Here is an 18,841-nt window from a genome sequence, read left to right as displayed (position 1 = left end):
GGGGAGCATGGCGCGCGTCGACTTTTACCGGCTGACCCGCGACCCCGTCGAACGGGTGCTCCCCGCCATCGCGACGCGCATATTGGGCGCGGGCGACCGCCTGCTGATCGTCGCCGCCCCGGCGATGCAGCGGCAGGCGATCGACGAGGCGCTGTGGACGCTGACCCCCGCCAGTTTCTTGCCGCACGGCGCCGCGGGGTCGCCCGATGAAGCGATCGAACCGATCCTCATTTCGGGAACGCTCGACCCCGCGCCGCCCAACCACGCCCGGCTGGTCGCACTCGCCGATGGGGAGTGGCGCGACGAAGCCTTGGAATTCGATCGCACCTTCCTGCTCTTCGACAACAGCCGCGTCGACGACGCGCGCGCGACCTGGCGCAAGCTCAGCGCCGTCGAAGACGTCGAAACCCATTTCTGGAAACAGGATGATCGCGGCCGCTGGTCGGAGGGGCCGTGATGTGACCACGGTCACCGCGTCGGGACTTCTGCGATGGCACGGAGCAGCATGACCAGCAACAGGAGCCGATCAATGACCCGTCTTGCCTTCACCGCCTTGGCCGCCAGCGCGCTGCTTCTCAGCGCCTGCGGTTCCAAATCGGAATCCGAAGTGGCGAGCGGCACCTATACCGATCCCGAAACCGGCAAGACCGCGGACTATAAGGTCACCGCCAGCGAAGATGGCGAGATGAGCAATGTCACCATCAAGACCGACGAAGGCGAGATGCAGTTCGGTGGCGGTGCCGCGAATGCCAAGCTTCCTGCAGGCTTCACCGCCTATCCCGGATCGAAGCTGACCGGCGGATTTGCTGCCAGCGGCACCGACGGCACCGGCGGCATGGCCAGTTTCGAAGTCAACGCGAAGGCCGCCGACGTGATCGCCCATTTCCGCAAACAGGCCGAGGCGGCGGGCATGAAGGTGACGAGCGAGATCACCACCGGCGACAGCGCGATCATCGGCGCCGAAAAGGCAGGAGATACCAAAGCTGGCGTCCAGATCACCGCGACGCAGCAGGGCGCGCAGGTGATCGGAACGATCACTTACGGCAGCGGCGACTGACCGGCCGCAGCGCTAGCCCACGCTCCCGCCTTGCAGTGCAGCAAAAGCGCGGCTAGAGGCGCGCGCATCGCAAACCATAACAAAGCAGGAGCTTCCTCCATGGCGGTCACTCGCACTTTTTCGATCATCAAGCCCGACGCCACGCGCCGCAACATCACCGGCGCCGTCACCAAGATGCTGGAAGACGCCGGCCTGCGCGTCGTTGCTTCGAAGCGCATCCATATGAGCCGCGAACAGGCCGAAGGCTTTTACGCGGTCCACAAGGAACGCCCCTTCTTCGGCGAACTCGTTGATTTCATGATCAGCGGTCCGGTCGTCGTCCAGGTCTTGGAAGGCGAGAACGCCATGCAGGCCAACCGCGACATCATGGGCGCCACCAACCCCAAGGACGCTGCCCCTGGCACCATCCGCAAGGAACTGGCCGAAAGCATCGAAGCGAACACCGTCCACGGTTCGGACAGCGACGAGAATGCCGCGATCGAAATCGCTTACTTCTTCAAGCCCGAAGAAATCGTCGGCTAAGCCGAACGGCAAAGCTGATCTGAAGAGGCCGCCGGAGCGATCCGGCGGCTTTTTCATGCCTTTTCGGCGATCATCGCGTCGAGGTCGGAGGTTTCGCCGCCTTTGCGCGAATCCCGCGCGATCGACTGGCGGCGGCCGATTTCCGACTGGACGTGGGCGACGAACGCCTTGCGCTGCTCCACGAGCACCGCATGCAGCGCTCCGCTGGTCTCGTCGGGCCGATCGATCATCCGCTCCGCCGCCTTGTGCGCGATCACCAGCGGATCGAGCAGCTTTGGCCGTCGACCGTCGTAGGTTCCGCCCGCCCGTGTGCCGTCGCGCTCGCCGATGTTGACGAAGAACAGTCGGCCCTGTTCGGTCAGCGCGCTCAGTGTGAAATAGGCGTCGCTGAGCCGCCTGACTTGTTCGTCGCCGCCGATCGGTGTGCCCGGCTTGGCGCAAAGCTCGACGGTCAGTAGCATCGCGATCGCCTTGTCGGCCCACACGGCGACGTCGCGGCTGCGCAGGCTGTCGGACTGATACCGCCGCCAGCCCATGTAAAAGCCTGCCGCCGTGATGAAAACCGAAAGGGCGGTTCCCGCCCACGCCATCCACTGGTCCATCTGCCCCCCTTAAAATTCGTCGGCGATACCCATCAACCCGGCGAGTTTCTTCGGCGCGACCGCCAGCCAGCTTTTGCGCAGCCATTCGCCGATCGCGTCCCAGTCGGTGTCGCCAAGGTCGAGCCGGATACCGACCCAGCCGTCGCCGAAATAGGCGGGGCGGTAATAGCGGTCTTCGTCCATCTCGATCAGCGCCGCCTGCTCATCGGCACCGCTGATCTTGACCAGCAGCGCGATTTTGCCGTCGCCGTGATGGTGTTCGTTGAAATAGGCGAATTTCTTGCCCTTCACGATACCGAAACACGGCATGCCGTGCGAGGTTACCTCGTCGGCCTCGGGCAGCGCCATCGCGAATTCGCGAACGCGGCCAATCACATATTCCGGGGAGCGTTCGCGCGACACAAAGGCCGCAAGCGTCGGCGGATACAGCTGATGCTCGGCAATCCGCACTCGCGCCGCCAGTGTCTCGACGGTGTCGCCGGGCAGGATCGCGACGGGCGTCTGCGCCAGCACCGGGCCGTCATCGACACCGGGGGTGACGATATGGACGCTGCACCCGCCGAATTTGTCGCCCGCGTCGATCGCCCGCTGGTGGGTGTCGAGCCCCTTGTAAAGCGGCAGCAGGCTGGGGTGGATGTTGAGCATCTTGCCCGTCCAGCGCGCGACAAAATCGTCGCTCAGGATCCGCATATAGCCCGCGAGCGCGACAAAATCAGCTTTGGCGCCGCGCAACTGGGCATCGACCAGCGCGTCGAAAGCGTCGCGGTTCATGCCCTTGTGCGACAGGCTCCAGGTCGCCACACCCTCGGCCTGCGCAATGGCCAGACCCGGGGCGCCCGGCACGTTGCTGGCAACCAGGACGATCTCAAAGGGGCAGGGTTCGGCTTTCGCGGCATATAGCAGCGCCGCCATGTTGGTGCCGGCGCCCGAAATCAGGACGGCGACCCGCGCCTTAGCCATTATGCGTGGCCGACCACGCAGCCATCGCGCTCCACGTCTCGGCCCCGCCGGTCACGGTGCAGCCCTTGGCGCCCTCGGCGACATGGCCGATGCGAAACACCGTCTCACCCGCCGCTTCGAGCGCCGCCATTACATCGGCAACATCGCCTTCGGCCACCACAACCGCCATGCCGATCCCGCAATTGAACGTTCGCGCCATCTCTTCGGGCTCGATATGCCCCTGCGCCTGCAGGAACGCCATCAACCGCGGCTGCTCCCAAGCGTCGGCACTGACATGCGCGTGCAAGGTTTTGGGCAGGATGCGCGGGATATTTTCGAGCAGCCCGCCGCCGGTGATGTGCGCCAGCGCGTGGATCTTGCCGGTCTTCACCAGCGGCAACAGGCTTTTTACATAGATGCGGGTCGGCGCCATCAGCGCGTCGATCAACAGGACTGTCTGGTCGAACAGGGCAGGGCGGTCGAGTTTCCACCCCTTGTCCGCCGCGAGCCGCCGCACGAGTGAGAAGCCGTTCGAATGCACGCCCGACGAGGCGAGGCCCAAAATCACGTCGCCCGCCGCGACCTTGTCGGCGGTCAGCACCTGATCGCGCTCGACCGCGCCGACGCAGAAGCCAGCCAGATCGTAGTCGCCCTCGCTGTACATCCCCGGCATTTCCGCGGTTTCGCCGCCAATCAGCGCGCACCCGGCCAGCTTGCAGCCCTCGGCGATGCTCGCGACAACTTGGGTGGCGATGTCGTTGTCGAGCTGGGCCGTCGCATAATAATCCAGGAAAAACAGCGGCTCGGCGCCCTGGACGATCAGGTCGTTGACGCACATCGCGACCAGATCGATCCCGACGCCGTCATGCCGCCCCGATTCGATCGCGAGTTTGAGCTTGGTGCCGACGCCGTCGTTCGCTGCGACGAGCAGGGGATCAGTAAACCCGGCCGCCTTCAGGTCGAAAAAGCCGCCGAATCCGCCCAGGTCGGCGTCGGCGCCGGGGCGCCTTGTCGCCCGCGCCAGCGGGGCGATGGCACGGACCAGCGCATTGCCGGCGTCGATCGACACACCCGACTGGGCATAAGTGTAGGGGGCGGGCTGGTTGTGCTTGGAATCCATGGCCCGCGCGACTAACGGTTCCAGCCGACAAATGCCATGATTTCCTTGTCCGCGCGTGCGCTTTTGGGCAGAGCATAGAGAAGAGATGATTTCCACCGCTCCCCTTCCGTTCGTCCACCGGTTCAAAGACGTTGCGTTGCCGCGCGGCGGGCGCTGGGCCGTGCTCTTCGGCCTGTTCTTCGCGGTCCTGCTCGTCGGCGTCGTCGAAGGGCAGATCAGCCGCGGCGATCGCGGCATCACCCCGATCAACAGCAGCGGCGATTTCCTGGCCAGCGGCATCCTGGTCGACGTCACCGGCGACAATGCCGATGACGCGCGCGAAAAAGGGTGGCGCGAGGCGCAGCGGCAGGGCTGGACCCAGCTGTATCGCAAATTGAACGGCAGCGATGGCCCGGCGCTGGGCGATTCGGTGCTCGATGGCATCGTCACTGCGATCGTCGTCGAACAGGAACAGATCGGCCCGCGCCGTTATGTTGCGCGGCTCGGCGTCCAGTTCGACCGCGTGCGCGCCGGACAGATTTTGGGCGTCAGCGGCCGGACGCTCCGTTCACCGCCCCTACTCGTCATTCCCGTCTATTCGATCGACGGCATCCCGCAGGTGTTCGAACAGCGCAGCGCCTGGCAGCGCGCGTGGGCCGAATATAATACGGGTCAAAGCGCGATCGATTATGTCCGCACCGCGGGTACCGGCGCCGATACGCTGCTGCTCAACGCGGGGCAGACCGGGCGCCGCGGGCGCATCTGGTGGCGCGTCATTCTCGACCAATATGGGGCCGCCGACGTGCTGACCCCGATCGCGCGCGTCGAATATTCCTATCCCGGCGGGCCGATCAAAGGCTATTTTACCGCACGTTTCGGCCCCGACAGCAAGCTGATCTCCAGCTTTACGATGACCGGCCCCAGCCCCGCGGCGCTCCCCGACATGATGGAAAAGGCGGTCGCGCAGATGGACCGTATATACATTGACGCGCTGGCGGCGGGTGTGCTGCGCACCGACACCTATCTGGTTCTCGAAAAGCCGGTCGAGAAAGAGGATCTGCCCGAAGAAGTAGCGACGGCCGCCGAGGATGCCCTGCCCAGCGAAACCGACAGCAGCGTGCCGACCACCGCGCCTGCCGGGGTGCAGGGTTACACCGTCCAATATAGCTCGCCCGACGTCGAATCGGTGACGGCGACCGAGCGCGCCGTTGGCGGTATATCGGGGGTTCAGTCGGCATCCACGACCAGTCTCGCGCTCGGCGGCATGTCGGTCATGCGGGTGACCTTCCGCGGCGATGCGGCGGCGCTCAAGGCAGCGCTGGCGGCGCGTGGTTTCAAGGTCCAGGAGGGCGGCAACACGCTGCGGATCAGCCGCTGATGGGGCGCCCGGCGCCCGGCCAGATCGCCTTACCACTCGATTGGAGCGCGGGCGGCACGAACGACGGGCCGCTCATCGTCGGCACGAGCAATGCCGATGCCGTGCGCTATTTGCGCCATGTTTCGACCTGGCCGGTCCGCACCGCGGTGCTCTTCGGACCGCGCGGTTCGGGACGCAGCCTGATCGGACGCCTGTTCGCGCGCGAAACCGGCGGCCGGGTCATCGACGGACATGACAGTAGTTCCGAAGAGGACATCTTCCACGCCTGGAACGCGGCGCAGACCAGTGGCGCGCCGTTGCTTATCATCGCCGATTCGCCACCCGCAGAATGGGCCATCGCGCTGCCCGACCTCGCCTCACGCCTGCGCGCGGTTCCGGTGCTGTCGATCGCGGAGCCCGACGATTGCCTGGCCCGCGACCTGATCGAAGCGCTGTTCGCGCAGCGCGGCATGGCGCTGGCACCCGGGGTCGCATCCTACATCGTGCCGCGGATGGAGCGCAGCTATGCGATGATCCACCGCGTCGTCGCGGCGCTCGACGCGGCTTCGCTCGAACAGGGGCGGCGCGTCGGCATTCGTCTTACGCGTGAAACATTACTGTCACAGGGGCTGATCGATCCCGATTTCCTTGAACGACAGGATGCCGATACATGTCGATAACCGGACAATCCCTTCGCGCCGACAACGACGCCAGCGGTGCGTTCCAGACGCCGTCAGATCCAAACCGCTTCTTCAACCGCGAACTCAGCTGGCTGGCGTTCAACCGCCGGGTGATGGAGGAGGCGCGCAACCCCGCGCACCCGCTGCTCGAACGCCTGCGCTTCCTGTCGATTTCGGGCAGCAATCTCGACGAATTTTTCATGGTCCGCGTCGCGGGGCTGAAGGGGCAGCAGCTGCAGGGGATCGACGATCCGTCGGCCGACGGTCGTTCGCCCAGCCAGCAGCTGGCCGAGATCGAGGCCGAGGTGAACCGGCTGGTCGACCAACAGCAGAGCGAATGGCAGCGGCTCCACAAGCTGCTCGGCGAACAAGGCATTGTCGTGCACGGCACCGGCTCCGATCGCGAACCGCTACGCGCCGCGCTGCGGCAATATTTTATCGACCAGATTTTTCCGATCCTGACCCCGCAGGTGCTCGATCCCGCGCATCCCTTTCCGTTCATCCCGAACCGCGGGCTGGGGATCATCTTTGACCTGCAACGTAAGGCGACGGGCGAAACGGTCCGTGAACTGGTGCTGATTCCTGCCGCGTTGCCGCGGTTCGTTTTGGTACCGGGGCAGGCTCAGGCCTTCGTGCCCATCGAATATCTGATCGAGATTTTCGGTGACCTCCTGTTCCCCGGCTTCACCATCCGTTCGCTGGGCGTGTTCCGCATCATTCGCGACAGCGACATCGAGCTGGAAGAAGAAGCCGAGGATCTGGTACGCCTGTTCCGCACCGCGATCCGCCGCCGCCGCCGCGGCCGCGTCATCCTGCTCGAGCTTGAAGCCGATATGCCGGGCGAGATTGCCGAAGTGCTCAACGCCGATATTCAGGGGCATGAGGCGATCGTTGCCAAGATCGGCGGTTTCGTCGGACTGGCGGCGCTGTCGGCGCTGGTCGATGTCGATCGCCCCGACCTGAAATTCCCTGCCTATTCGGCGCGTTTTCCCGAACGCATTCGCGAACATGGCGGCGACTGTTTTGCTGCAATCCGCAGCAAGGACATTCTCGTCCACCATCCCTATGAAAGCTTCGAAGTCGTCCTCGCCTTCCTGCGCCAGGCCGCCGCCGACCCCGACGTCGTGGCGATCAAGCAGACACTCTATCGCGCCGGCGACCAGTCGCCGGTGATCCGTGCGCTGATCGAGGCGGCCGAGGCGGGCAAGTCGGTGACCGCGGTCGTCGAACTCAAGGCCCGCTTTGACGAGGAGCAAAATCTGCTCTGGGCGAACCAGCTCGAACGCGCCGGGGTACAGGTCGTTTACGGCTTTATCGAGTGGAAGACGCACGCCAAGATTTCGATGGTCGTCCGCCGCGAAGGGCAGGGGTATCGCACCTACTGCCACTTCGGCACCGGCAATTATCATCCGGTGACCGCGCGCATCTATACCGATCTCAGCTTCTTTACCGCCGATCCGCGCGCCGGCCGCGATGCGGCGCAGCTGTTCAATTATATCACCGGCTATGTCGAACCCGAACGGCTCGACATGATCACCATGTCGCCGCTGAACATGCGGGCGCATCTTTGCGAGCTGATCGACGCCGAAATCCGTTCGGCAAAATCGAGGCAGCCGTCGGGCGTCTGGGCCAAGATGAACAGCCTTGTCGATCCCGGCATCATCGACAAATTATACGAGGCAAGCGCGGCGGGGGTGCCGGTTGAATTGATCGTGCGCGGAATCTGCTGCCTGCGCCCGGGCGTACCCGGCCTATCGGAAACGATCCGCGTCAAATCCGTGGTCGGCCGTTTCCTGGAGCATAGCCGGGTCTGGGCATTCGCCAACGGCGCGTCGTTGCCGCATCAGCGGGCCAAGCTGTACATCAGCAGCGCCGACTGGATGCCGCGCAATTTCGATCGCCGCGTCGAATATATGATCCCGATCGAGAATCCGACCGTCCACGACCAGATCCTCGATCAGGTGCTGGTCGCGAACCTCATCGACAATGAACAGAGCTGGGAACTGCAACCTGACGGCATCTATGTGCGCGTAACTCCGGACGACAAGCCGTTTAATCTGCATCATTATTTCATGAACAACCCGTCGTTGTCGGGTCGCGGCACGGCATTGCACAAACGACAGGATGTCCCGACGCTCGCCTTCACGATGCGCGAGGCCTGACCCTTGGCGCTGCCGCTGTCCTCGAAGCAGGCGGTGCACCGTTCGGCTGTCATCGACATCGGATCGAACTCGGTTCGTCTGGTCGTTTATGAAGGACCGGCGCGCGCGCCGGCGGTGATCTTTAACGAAAAGGTTGCGGCCGGGCTCGGTCGCGGACTCGCGATTGATGGCCGCATCGCCGACGAGGATGCGATGCGCGGGCTGACCGCGTTACGGCGCTATGCGTTGCTCGCCAAGCATATGGAGGTCCAGGATCTGCAATGCGTCGCCACTGCGGCGGTGCGTGACGCCGAAAATGGTCCCGAATTTATCGCTGCGGCGGCCGACGCCGGCCTGAAGATTCGTTTGCTTTCGGGTGAAGAAGAGGCCGAGGCGGCGGGCTATGGCGTGCTGTCGGCAATCCCCGACGCGCGCGGCGTTGCGGTCGACCTGGGCGGTGGCAGCCTTGAGCTGGCCGAGGTGGCCGACGGCCAGGTCGGGCGCCGGGCGTCCTTTCCGCTTGGGGTGCTTCGCCTGCCGGCGCTGCGCAAGGAAGGGCAACAGGCGTTCGAGCGCGCGGTCCGCAAGATGCTACGCTCGGCGGGCTGGCCAGACGGAATGACGGGTCTGCCGCTTTATCTGGTCGGCGGATCGTGGCGCGCTCTGTCGCGGCTCGACCTCGAACTGACGCGCGATCCGCTCGCGGTGCTCGACCAGCACAGCCTGCCGCGTTCCGCGCTGCGCCGACTGGTGCGCGCTACCCATCGGCTGACCTTCGAAGAGATGCGCGCGATCCCCGGCATGGCATCGAACCGCGCCGCCGCCTTGCCCGATGCGGCGGCGCTGCTCGCCGCGCTGGTCAATATTCTTGATGTCCCTGAAATGACCGTATCGTCGTCCGGGCTCCGCGAAGGGTTGCTCTACCAGGCGCTCGACACCGAAACGCGCGCGCAGGATCCGCTAATCGTCGCCGCAGAGTTCGAGGGCCGCCGACTTGCGCGCTTTGCCCCGCACGGCCGGGCGATTACGGACTGGATTGCACCGTTGTTCGACGGCGAGGCGCCCGCCGACAGCCGCGTCCGGCTCGCCGCCAGCCTGCTCAGCGACGTCGCCTGGTCGGCCAACCCCGATTTCCGCGCCGAACGCGGCACCGAGATCGGGCTGCACGGCAATTGGCGTGGCATCGACATCCCGGGCCGCATCCTGCTCGCCCGCGCCCTCCACGCCGGGTTCGGCGGCGCCGACAGCGATTTTCCTGACATGGGGCCGCTGGTGGCACCCGACCGTCTGGCAAGGGCGCGGCAATGGGGGCTGGCGATCCGGTTGGCGCAGCGACTGACCGGCGGGGTCGAGGCGCCGCTGAAGGCCAGCCATATCGCGCTGGTCGATGGCAAACTGAAACTCAGCCTTGATCGCGGCTGGCATCATCTGGCGGGTGAATCGGTCGAGCGCCGGTTGCGTTCGCTGGCGCAGTCGCTTGAGGTCAAGTCGGAGCTGGTACTGCTCTAATCCCGTCGCGCCCGCGAAGGCGACGTTTATCAAGTCAAAGGTTTAGGCCTCGGCAGCCGTCGCCGCGTCGATTTCGCTCATCACCAGCTTGCCATGCTTGACGGCAAAACCCATTCGCCCCTCAACCAGGTCGAGCGCTGCGTGTCCGAAGACGTCATAACGCCAGCCCTGCATCATCGCGATGCCTTCGCGTCCGCCAGCGGCCAGGGCTTCCAGATCGTCGCTGCGTGCGATCAATCGCGATGCGACGTTCAGCTCCCGAGCACGAATTTTCAATAAGAGTTTCAACAGGTCGGCGACCAATACGCCTTCCTTGCCCAGCCCCGGACCGCGGGGTGCGCGGTCGGGCATTTCGTCCTTGTCCATCGGCTTGGCATTGGCCAGCGCGTCCATCAGCCGCGCGCCGATGTCGTTGCTGCGCCAGGTCGCCGACAGACCGCGGACGCGGCCCAAGCCGTCCTGATCTTTGGGCGGATGCGCGGCGATGTCGGCGAGCGTTTCGTCCTTGACGATGCGGCCGCGCGGCAGGTTCTTCGACCGCGCTTCGCGCTCGCGCCATGCGGCGAGCGATTGCAAGCGGCCCAGCACGTCGAGCTTGCGCGAGGGGATCTTGATGCGGTGCCAAGCCTTTTCAGGGTCGACGCTGTAATTGCTGGGGTCGGCGAGCTTTTCCATTTCTTCGTCAAGCCAATGGCCGCGGTCGGTCTTGATCAGCTTGTCGAGCATCATCGGAAAAATCTTGGCGAGGTGGGTGACATCGCCCACCGCATAGTCGATCTGGCGCTTGTCGAGCGGACGGCGGCTCCAGTCGGTAAAGCGCGCGCCCTTGTCGAGTTGCAGCCCGATCCACGCTTCGACCAGGTTCGAATAGCCGACCTGTTCGGCCTGACCGATCGCCATCTGGCCGATCTGAGTATCGAAAATCGGATGCGGCGTCTTGCCGGTCAGGTTAAAGATGATTTCGACATCCTGCCCGCCCGCGTGAAAGACTTTGAGCATATCCTGATTATCGACGATCAGATCGAGCAACGGCTTCAAATCCATGCCGGGCGCCAGCGGATCGATCGCCGCGGCATGCTCGCGGTCGGCCACCTGGATCAGGCAAAGCTCTGGCCAGAAAGTATTTTCGCGCATGAATTCGGTGTCGACGGCGATGAAATCGCTGTTTTTGATGAGGTCGCAAAATTCGACGAGTTCGGCGCTGGTTTCGATGAGCGGATGGACTTGCATAGCGCGCCTATACAGCTAGTTGGTGCAGACGGGCAGGAAAAATTGCCCGCGCTCTTCGGGTCGCGGAGCCGGAATACCGGCCAAAGCTAAAGACGAAGGGATTTGGGGCATGATGTGGGTCGGTTGGGCGCTGGCTGCGCTCGGTTTTGCGTTTCTTTTCGGGCAATATATGGCGGGGCAGGCCGATATTTTCGTATCGATCGCCAACCCGCGGCCGCTCGACGAAGAATCGATGATTGTAACGCTGAAGGGCTGGGGTTTTGCGGCCCAAGCTGCGCAGCCGTTCGTGACACCCGAATCCGATCATGGCCTGTGCGACGTCCGCGTTTTCGCGACGCGGCGCCAGATGCTGGTTGCGATTGCCAGTTTCGGTTTTCTGCGCCCGGTCACCGTCGCATGGCGTGCGCACGCTGGTATCTTGCCGTTGGGAGACGCTTGATGCCGCTCGTGCGACTCGGTGACGAAGGGCGCTGGACCAACTATCATGGCACCGGCACGTGCGAAGCGGCGACGCGGTTTGCGCTGCGCAGCGGCGATGCGCCGCGCGGACGCGACGAGATCGCGATCGCGGCGCAGGCCGTGCAGGACTGGCTGGTCGAGGCTACAGCGGCAAAACGCCGTGTCCGTCCGCTCGGCGCGGGCTGGTCGCCGTCGAACGTCAACATCGCCTCGCAATGCTGGCTGCTCCACACTCGCCGCTTCAACCGTTGTTTTCGTATCGACCCCGCCGACGTGCGGCCCGGCGTTGATGCCAGCGGGCTGATGCTGATCGAAGCGGGGGCGCTGGTTGATGAAGTGTCGGACAAGCTGGAGGCACAGGGTCGGTCGTTGTGGACCAGCGGTGCGGGCAACGGTCAGACGTTCGCGGGTGCTTGCGCGACCGGCACCCATGGCTCGATGATCGCGCGCGGCGGCATCCAGGACCATATTCGCGCGGTGCAGATCGTGACGCCTGCCGGCGTCCACTGGATCGAGCCCGCTGCGGGGGTGATGAGGGCGGCCTTTGTTGCGGCGACCGGTTCGACCCCGCTGCGCAACGACGAGGTTTTTGCCGCGGCACAGCTCCCGGTTGGGTCGCTCGGCATCGTCACGGCGCTAGTTGTCGACAGTGTGCCGAAATTCCTTGTCCGCCCGATCCAGAATCGGCGCAAGGTGGATCGCGCAGCGCTCGACTGGCTGGCTGCGGGCGATTTTTGCCGTTTCTCGGCGGCCTATTCGCTCGATCGCGATCCCGATTTTGTCCAGATGATCGTGAACCCGTACCAGCCGTTCAAGCGCCCCGCTATGCTCCGCTTCCTCTATCGCGAGTCGTGGCGCGACGATTACCCGCGTGCGACGCCTGGACAGATGGGTGCAGGCTATGATGCGCTCAGCCTGCTGGGACGGCTGCTCGACGCTTATCCGTGGGCGCGGGGCGCGCTGCTACAATTTGCGATGAAGCAGGGCTATGCCAGCGGCCCCGATGTTGATGCTCCGGCGGTCTATGGCAGCTGGGGCGAGGGGCTCGACACGCACCGGCCCTTGGCGGACCTGTTCAACGCCTCGGTCACCATCGACCGCGCCGATCTGGCGCGGGCGTTCGAGCTGATCTGTGCGGTCTATGCGCGCCACGGCGGCTCGACCGTCGTCACGGTGCGCTTCATGGCGCGCGCCGAGGGGCTGCTCGCGCCCGCGCGCTTCCCGCACAATGCGGTGATCGATTTCGACGGTCCGCGCAGTCCGCGCACCGCCGACGCCTATGCCCGCGTCGTCGATCGGCTCGATGCCGAGGGGATCGCGTTCACGCGCCATTGGGCCAAAAGCTGTCACCTCGATGCGGCGCGCGTTGCCGCCGATTATGGCGAGGATTTCCGCCGCTGGCGCACCGCGCGCGACCGGCTGATACCCGACCCCGCGCACCGCGCGCTGTTCGGCAGCGCGGTGCTCGACGGGCTTGGATTGACCTGCTGATTTGGCCTTCCACCTTGACAAATGGCGCGCCGCGCTGCCTTAGGCGCGGCCATATCGGCGCGTTTTTCCCGCGTGCCTTCCCGAACATTGAAAGACGATCAAATGCACGCCTATCGCACCCATAACTGCGGCCAGCTTCGCGCCGAACAGGTCGGCCAGTCGGTCCGTGTCTCGGGCTGGGTGCATCGCAAGCGCGATCATGGCGGGCTGCTTTTCGTCGATCTGCGCGATCATTATGGGCTGACCCAGATCGTCGCCGACAGCAGTGATGCGGTCTTCGCGACGCTCGACGGTCTGCGCGCGGAAAGCGTCGTGACGATCACCGGCGACGTCGTCGCCCGCTCGACTGAGACGACCAACACCAACCTGCCGACGGGCGCGATTGAAGTGCGCGCGCGCGACGTCATTGTCCAGTCGGCGGCGATCGAGCTGCCGATGCCGGTCGCCGGCGAACAGGATTATCCTGAGGATATCCGCCTGAAATACCGCTTCCTCGATCTGCGCCGCGAACGCCTCCACGCCAACATCATGCTGCGCTCGAACGTGATCGCCAGCCTGCGCCGCCGCATGGTCGATCAGGGTTTCACCGAATTTCAGACCCCGATCCTGACCGCCTCGTCGCCCGAAGGCGCGCGCGATTATCTGGTTCCCAGCCGCGTCCACCCCGGCAAATTTTATGCGCTGCCGCAGGCGCCGCAGATGTTCAAACAGCTGCTGATGGTTGCCGGTTTCGACCGCTATTTCCAGATCGCCCCCTGCTTCCGCGACGAAGACGCGCGCGCTGACCGCAGCCCCGGCGAATTCTACCAGCTCGATTTCGAAATGAGCTTCGTCACCCAGGACGACGTGTTCAGCGCGATCGAGCCCGTTCTTGCGGGCGTGTTCGAGGAGTTCGCCAACGGCAAGTCGGTGACCCCCGCCGGTTCGTTCCCGCGCATCCCGTATCGCGAATCGATGCTGAAATACGGCAATGACAAACCCGACCTGCGCAACCCGCTGATCATCACCGATGTGTCGTCGCACTTCACCGGTTCGGGCTTCGGCCGCTTCGCCGATATCGTTGCGGCGGGCGACGTCGTCCGCGCGATCCCGGCGCCCGCGACCGCGGAAAAAAGCCGCAAATTCTTCGACGACATGAACAGCTGGGCGCAGAGCGAAGGCTTTGCCGGCCTCGGCTATGCGACGCGCAAGGGCGGCGAATGGGGCGGCCCGATTGCCAAGAACCACGGCACCGAACAGATGGACGCGCTCGCCGCCGCGCTTGGCACCGGCCCCGATGACGGCCTGTTCTTTGCCGCCGGCAAGGAAGCACAGGCCGCAAAGCTCGCGGGCCTCGCCCGCACTCGCGTCGCCGAACAGCTCGACCTGATCGATCCGTCAAAATTTGAAATGTGCTGGATCGTCGATTTCCCGATGTTCGAGGCCGACGAAGACACCGGCAAGATCGATTTCAGCCACAACCCCTTTTCGATGCCGCAGGGCGAACTCGAAGCGCTTGAAACCAAGGACCCGCTCGACATTCTCGCGTGGCAATATGACATCGTGTGCAACGGCGTCGAACTGTCGTCAGGCGCGATCCGCAACCATCGCCCCGACATCATGTACAAGGCGTTCGAAATCGCTGGCTACAGCCAGGCCGACGTCGATGCGAACTTCAGCGGGATGATCAACGCGTTCAAATTTGGCGCCCCGCCGCACGGCGGTTCGGCCCCCGGCGTCGACCGCATCGTGATGCTGCTCGCCGACGAACCGAACATCCGCGAAGTCGTCATCTTCCCGATGAACCAGAAAGCTGAGGATCTGATGATGAATGCCCCGGCGCCGGTCAGCGACCGGCAGCTCAAGGAACTCGGCATCCGCGTCGTCGACGGGCCGAAGGGTTAAGGCGTGGCGGAGCCGCGGGAGCATTGGCTGGCGACGCCGGACGGCGATATTTGCTGGTTCGAATGGGGAACGCCATCGGACGGGCCATCCGTTCTCCTGCTCCACGCGACTGGCTTTCACGCGCGTTTATGGGATCAGGTCGTCCTGCATCTGCCGCCGGGCACCCATATCATCGCGCCCGATCTTGTCGGCCATGGCCGCAGCTATCGTCCGGCGACGCTAGTGGACTGGATTGCCAACGCGGCCGCGCTGCTCCCGCTCGTCGATCAGTTTGCAGGCGCGCCATTGGTCGCATGCGGGCATAGCGGCGGTGGCTATATCCTAACTTGGCTTGCGGCGCAGCGTCCTGGCGCCTTTCGGCATCTGCTGCTGATCGATCCGACGATCTTCGATCCCGACCTTTATCACCCCACTGGCCAGCCGATCCCCGATCCCGAAGATCATCCGGTCGCGCGTCGCCGCAACGCGTGGGACAGCGCCGACGCGATGGTCGCGCGTTTCGCCGAACGCCTGCCCTATTCGGCGTGGCAGCCGGCGGTGCTGGTCGATTACTGCCATTATGGCCTGCTCCCGGCGCCTGCGGGGCGGGGATATGAACTTGCCTGTCCTCCCGCGCTCGAAGCATCGGTTTATCAGGGCGCACAGCGCACCAATCCTTATGGTTGGCTGGCCTCCCTCGCGGTTCCGACCAGCATCATCCGCGCCAAGACCGGCGAGCGAGACGGCCCGCTCGACTTTTCCGTCAGTCCAACGTGGCCCGGTTTAGGCGAGCTCATCCGCGCGGTGCGCGACGAGCAATGGAGCGACCACAGCCATTTCATCCCGATGGAAGCGCCGCAGCGTCTTGCCGACCTGGTTGCCGATCAAATCTGACCCCGGTGCCTAGGCCACTTTGACAGTCGTCGGTGGCTGCGATAGCCCGGGCGGATCAGGGATGGGGGCGATGATGATCGACGCGCGATGGGTTTTGGGTGCGGCTTTGCTAGGCCTTGCGACGCCCGCGACGGCGGAAACGCTGACGATCCAGGCGGCCGATCCCGCCGATGCCAACATCAACGATCTGCTAAGCATTTCGGTCGAGCGCTTCGAGGGCGAAGATGGCGCGGCGTTTGCACAGGCGCTGGAGGCCGAACTCGCTGCCGCCACATTTCGCGGCGGCCCATTTTACCGCGTGGTTGCGCCGGAGTCCGGAGCGCCCGCCGATGCACTGATCACCGGTACGGTGCGCGGAAGTGTCGAGGAGGTGGCGGTGATCGAAAAGCGGCGGCGCTGCACCGAATATGATCCCGCCGACAAAAAGAAATGTATCAAGGAAATCGATGCCGACATCCGCTGCCGGCGCCGAACGGCGACGGTGGCCACGACGGTGCGGCTGGTCGCCCTTGGCGATGGTTCGATCCGCTATACCCGACCGTTGAGCGCGCGCGACCAGCAGACCTTTTGCCCTGACCGCAGCGCGCCACAATCGGTTGAGGATTATTTCACCGCGACCTTCCGCAGTCAGGTGCGCGCGATCCGCCGCGACCTTGCACCGCGCGACTATTCACTCGACGTTCGCGTCGATGAGAGCACCAAGGGGCTGACCAAGCCTGCGCAAGCCGCATTCAAAGCGGCGGTGCGGTTGACGAAAACGGACCCGGACGGCGCCTGCACGGCGTGGACGGTACTGACTCGCGATGTCGAACCGACGGCGCCGCTGGCGTATAATCTGGGTCTTTGCGAAGAAATGGCGGGTGATCTTGATGCTGCGGTCGATTGGTATGGCGACGTGCAGCGACAAGGATCGCGCAGCACCGTCGTTCCCGAGGCGCTGGCCCGCATCGAGCGTCATCGACGGGCGATGGGCGAATGGATTGCGCGAAAAGCGGTGATGGGTAACGAGTAACAAAGGCGGCGCGCGATGTGCCAGAAAATGACATCGCCGCATCGTGCTTGGCCGGATGCCTCGGGTTGCGCTAGGGAAGGGTATGACCATCTCCCTTTCCGATCACGAATCTGGCGCCAAATTTGATGGCGATTATTCCGACGCGCTCAAAGCCCTACAAGAACGGCTGGAGCGCGTGCAGGCCGCACACATCACCCATGGTCAGCGCAGCGTCATCATGTTCGAAGGCTGGGACGCGGCGGGGAAGGGCGGGATCATCAAGCGGATGACCGCGCTGCTCGACCCGCGCTATTTTGACGTCTGGCCGATCAGCGCGCCGACCGAAGAGGAAGAGGCGCGCCATTTCCTCTGGCGCTTCTGGAAACGACTGCCCGGCAACCGTGAAATCGCGATCTTCGACCGCAGCTGGTACGGCCGCGTCCTTGTCGAACGGGTCGAGGGCTTCGCGACCGAGGCGGAGTGGCGCAAGGGTTATGACGAGATCAACGAGTTTGAGGCGCAACTGACCGGTAGCCGAACCAACCTCGTCAAAATCTTTGTCCACCTAACGCAGGACGGGCAGGACCGGCGCTTTACCGATCGCCTCGACGACCCGTGGAAACGGTGGAAGACCGGGACCGAAGACTATCGCAACCGCGCCAAGCGTAAGGACTATCTCGCGGCGATGGACGAGATGTTCGCGCAGACCAACACCCGCTGGGCACCTTGGAAGGTGATCGACGGCAACAACAAAAAGGCGGGGCGGATTGCGGCGCTGACCCATATCGTCGAAATATTGGAGGCAGCGGTCCCGATGACGCCCCCCGATCTCGACGCAGCGGTCGCCAAACTGGCCGGGAAGGCCTTTGGCTACAAGCCGAAAGACTAGGTTTTTCGGCCTTCTTGGCTAGCAATCGGCGGCCCTAGCCGCTACATGGAAGCGATGAGCCGCGCCAAACGAACAGACGATTGGGGTTTTCCCCGCTGGCGACCCTATGGCTCGGGCAATGAAGCGCAAAAGGTGCGCCTGTGCGATCGCCATGGCTGCACCAACCCCGGCAACTGCCCCGCGCCCAAGTCGCCGAACAGCCCCGAGCGCTGGTATTTCTGCGAAACGCATGCCGCCGAGTACAACCGCGGCTGGGATTATTTCGAGGGCTTGAGCGCCGAAGACGCCGCCGCGCGTGCGGCCGACGAGACCCGCGATGCCGGCGCCTATGCCAAGGCGCAGCACTACGCCTGGGGCGGGTCGGGTGACGGCACCCGCAGCGCCGATGAAATGCGCGCGCTCGAAATTCTCGACCTCGAACCCGACGCCGATCTTGAGGCAACAAAGAAGGCATGGCGCGCCCTCGCCAAGGAATGTCACCCCGATGTGAAGCCCGGCGATGCCGAAGCGGCCAAGCGCTTTGCGGCGGGACAGGCGGCGTTCGAGGTGCTGAAACAGGCGGAAGACCGCAAAAGCTGGAAACCCGCGTAGCAACGACGCAGCTTGAGGCTGCTGGTGTACCGGTGACTCGGAGATGATTGACGCTTCGTCACGATGCGGGCTTAGGCCGCTTTGATCGATTTTGATCGAACAAAGGGGCGAGCATGCGCATTATCTGCGGGCTATTGATCAGCGCAGCATTGACCACATCGGCCATCGCTGAACCCATGAATTTCCGGAATGGTTTGAGCCGCGTCGATGGCGTTGTCGGACTGGGCCTCACCATTCCGATCGGTGGCGACCGCAAAAAGGCGCCGCCGCGCGTCGAATTGCGCCTGACCCGCGATGTGGTGAACTTCGATGGAAACCGCCAGTCGAGCAGCGGCATCGGCCCGACCGAGACACGCATCGGTTTTTCGCTGGAGCGCGAACGGCGGTTTCTGCTCAATGGCCGGCCGCTGGACAAGGCGCAGCGGAACAATGTCTCAACCGTCGGCTGGATTGCGATCGGGGTTGGCGTGGTTGTGATCGGCGGCGTGGTGCTGACTGCGGATGCGCTGCGTGATGCCAGCGATTAG

General features: G+C 64.4%; 19 protein-coding genes. 15 read left to right on the top strand and 4 right to left on the bottom strand.

The window, feature by feature from the left end; genetic code table 11:
• Positions 1-7 precede the first annotated feature (7 nt).
• The 3 genes from ACQY6T_RS01830 to ndk all read left to right on the top strand — a co-directional run bounded on the left by ACQY6T_RS01830 (position 8) and on the right by ndk (position 1,579).
• Positions 8-457, top strand: coding sequence for a DNA polymerase III subunit chi (locus ACQY6T_RS01830; protein WP_428627738.1), 450 nt, complete (start codon positions 8-10; stop codon positions 455-457).
• Between the two features lie 72 nt (positions 458-529).
• Complete coding sequence (locus ACQY6T_RS01825) at positions 530-1,057, top strand: hypothetical protein (RefSeq protein WP_428627736.1); 528 nt, start codon at positions 530-532, stop codon at positions 1,055-1,057.
• 99 nt (positions 1,058-1,156) lie between these two features.
• Positions 1,157-1,579, top strand: a complete 423-nt coding sequence (ndk, locus tag ACQY6T_RS01820) for a nucleoside-diphosphate kinase (RefSeq protein WP_037518700.1) — start codon at positions 1,157-1,159, stop codon at positions 1,577-1,579.
• Between the two features lie 53 nt (positions 1,580-1,632).
• On the opposite strand, the gene ACQY6T_RS01815 is transcribed toward ndk, so the two are convergent.
• From ACQY6T_RS01815 to purM, 3 genes are read right to left on the bottom strand one after another with little or no spacing between them, the layout of a single operon-like run.
• A complete protein-coding gene (locus tag ACQY6T_RS01815; RefSeq protein ID WP_428627733.1) occupies positions 1,633-2,181 on the bottom strand; it encodes a hypothetical protein in 549 nt (182 codons plus the stop codon).
• A gap of 9 nt (positions 2,182-2,190) precedes the next feature.
• Positions 2,191-3,141, bottom strand: a complete 951-nt coding sequence (gene purN / locus ACQY6T_RS01810) for a phosphoribosylglycinamide formyltransferase (RefSeq protein WP_428627731.1) — start codon at positions 3,139-3,141, stop codon at positions 2,191-2,193.
• Positions 3,134-4,240, bottom strand: coding sequence for a phosphoribosylformylglycinamidine cyclo-ligase (gene purM / locus ACQY6T_RS01805; protein ID WP_428627729.1), 1,107 nt, complete (start codon positions 4,238-4,240; stop codon positions 3,134-3,136). The genes purN and purM overlap by 8 nt, the downstream gene beginning before the upstream one ends.
• Positions 4,241-4,325: 85 nt before the next feature.
• Between purM and ACQY6T_RS01800 the strand changes: the two genes are divergently transcribed.
• The 4 genes from ACQY6T_RS01800 to ACQY6T_RS01785 are packed head-to-tail and all read left to right on the top strand — an operon-like array spanning position 4,326 to position 9,906.
• Positions 4,326-5,597 carry a heavy-metal-associated domain-containing protein gene (locus ACQY6T_RS01800; RefSeq protein ID WP_428627727.1) on the top strand — a complete coding sequence of 424 codons (1,272 nt, stop codon included), beginning with the start codon at positions 4,326-4,328 and terminating at the stop codon, positions 5,595-5,597.
• A complete protein-coding gene (locus ACQY6T_RS01795) occupies positions 5,597-6,256 on the top strand; it encodes an HdaA/DnaA family protein (RefSeq protein ID WP_428627725.1) in 660 nt (219 codons plus the stop codon). The genes ACQY6T_RS01800 and ACQY6T_RS01795 overlap by 1 nt, the downstream gene beginning before the upstream one ends.
• Positions 6,247-8,418: an RNA degradosome polyphosphate kinase gene (locus ACQY6T_RS01790; protein ID WP_428627722.1), complete on the top strand. Its 2,172-nt coding sequence runs from the start codon at positions 6,247-6,249 to the stop codon at positions 8,416-8,418. The genes ACQY6T_RS01795 and ACQY6T_RS01790 overlap by 10 nt, the downstream gene beginning before the upstream one ends.
• A gap of 3 nt (positions 8,419-8,421) precedes the next feature.
• Positions 8,422-9,906 (top strand): Ppx/GppA family phosphatase, encoded by a 1,485-nt coding sequence (locus ACQY6T_RS01785; RefSeq protein ID WP_428627721.1) that lies wholly within the window; start codon positions 8,422-8,424, stop codon positions 9,904-9,906.
• 42 nt (positions 9,907-9,948) lie between these two features.
• Here the strand turns inward: ACQY6T_RS01785 and rnd are convergent, their stop codons facing one another.
• Positions 9,949-11,136, bottom strand: a complete 1,188-nt coding sequence (rnd, locus tag ACQY6T_RS01780; protein ID WP_428627718.1) for a ribonuclease D — start codon at positions 11,134-11,136, stop codon at positions 9,949-9,951.
• 109 nt (positions 11,137-11,245) lie between these two features.
• Between rnd and ACQY6T_RS01775 the strand changes: the two genes are divergently transcribed.
• The 8 genes from ACQY6T_RS01775 to ACQY6T_RS01740 all read left to right on the top strand — a co-directional run bounded on the left by ACQY6T_RS01775 (position 11,246) and on the right by ACQY6T_RS01740 (position 18,841).
• The gene (locus ACQY6T_RS01775; protein ID WP_428627716.1) at positions 11,246-11,575 is read left to right on the top strand and encodes a hypothetical protein; all 330 of its coding nucleotides are present in this window, start codon (positions 11,246-11,248) and stop codon (positions 11,573-11,575) included.
• A complete protein-coding gene (locus ACQY6T_RS01770) occupies positions 11,575-13,086 on the top strand; it encodes an FAD-binding protein (RefSeq protein ID WP_428627714.1) in 1,512 nt (503 codons plus the stop codon). The genes ACQY6T_RS01775 and ACQY6T_RS01770 overlap by 1 nt, the downstream gene beginning before the upstream one ends.
• A gap of 102 nt (positions 13,087-13,188) precedes the next feature.
• On the top strand, positions 13,189-14,970 hold the full coding sequence (gene aspS, locus ACQY6T_RS01765) for an aspartate--tRNA ligase (RefSeq protein ID WP_428627712.1): 1,782 nt from the start codon (positions 13,189-13,191) through the stop codon (positions 14,968-14,970).
• Positions 14,971-14,973: 3 nt separating this feature from the next.
• Entirely contained in the window at positions 14,974-15,843 is an 870-nt protein-coding gene (locus tag ACQY6T_RS01760; protein WP_428627709.1) for an alpha/beta fold hydrolase, read from the top strand.
• 70 nt (positions 15,844-15,913) lie between these two features.
• Positions 15,914-16,855 carry a hypothetical protein gene (locus ACQY6T_RS01755; RefSeq protein ID WP_428627706.1) on the top strand — a complete coding sequence of 314 codons (942 nt, stop codon included), beginning with the start codon at positions 15,914-15,916 and terminating at the stop codon, positions 16,853-16,855.
• 82 nt (positions 16,856-16,937) lie between these two features.
• Entirely contained in the window at positions 16,938-17,723 is a 786-nt protein-coding gene (locus ACQY6T_RS01750) for a polyphosphate kinase 2 family protein (RefSeq protein ID WP_428627704.1), read from the top strand.
• A 54-nt stretch (positions 17,724-17,777) separates the two neighbouring features.
• Positions 17,778-18,314 (top strand): J domain-containing protein, encoded by a 537-nt coding sequence (locus ACQY6T_RS01745; RefSeq protein WP_428627702.1) that lies wholly within the window; start codon positions 17,778-17,780, stop codon positions 18,312-18,314.
• Between the two features lie 176 nt (positions 18,315-18,490).
• Positions 18,491-18,841, top strand: coding sequence for a hypothetical protein (locus tag ACQY6T_RS01740; protein ID WP_428627700.1), 351 nt, complete (start codon positions 18,491-18,493; stop codon positions 18,839-18,841).

The sequence above is a fragment of the Sphingopyxis sp. genome, assembly GCF_965279725.1.
In the GTDB taxonomy this organism is placed as follows: domain Bacteria; phylum Pseudomonadota; class Alphaproteobacteria; order Sphingomonadales; family Sphingomonadaceae; genus Sphingopyxis.
This window is presented reverse-complemented; position numbering and strand designations above follow the sequence as displayed.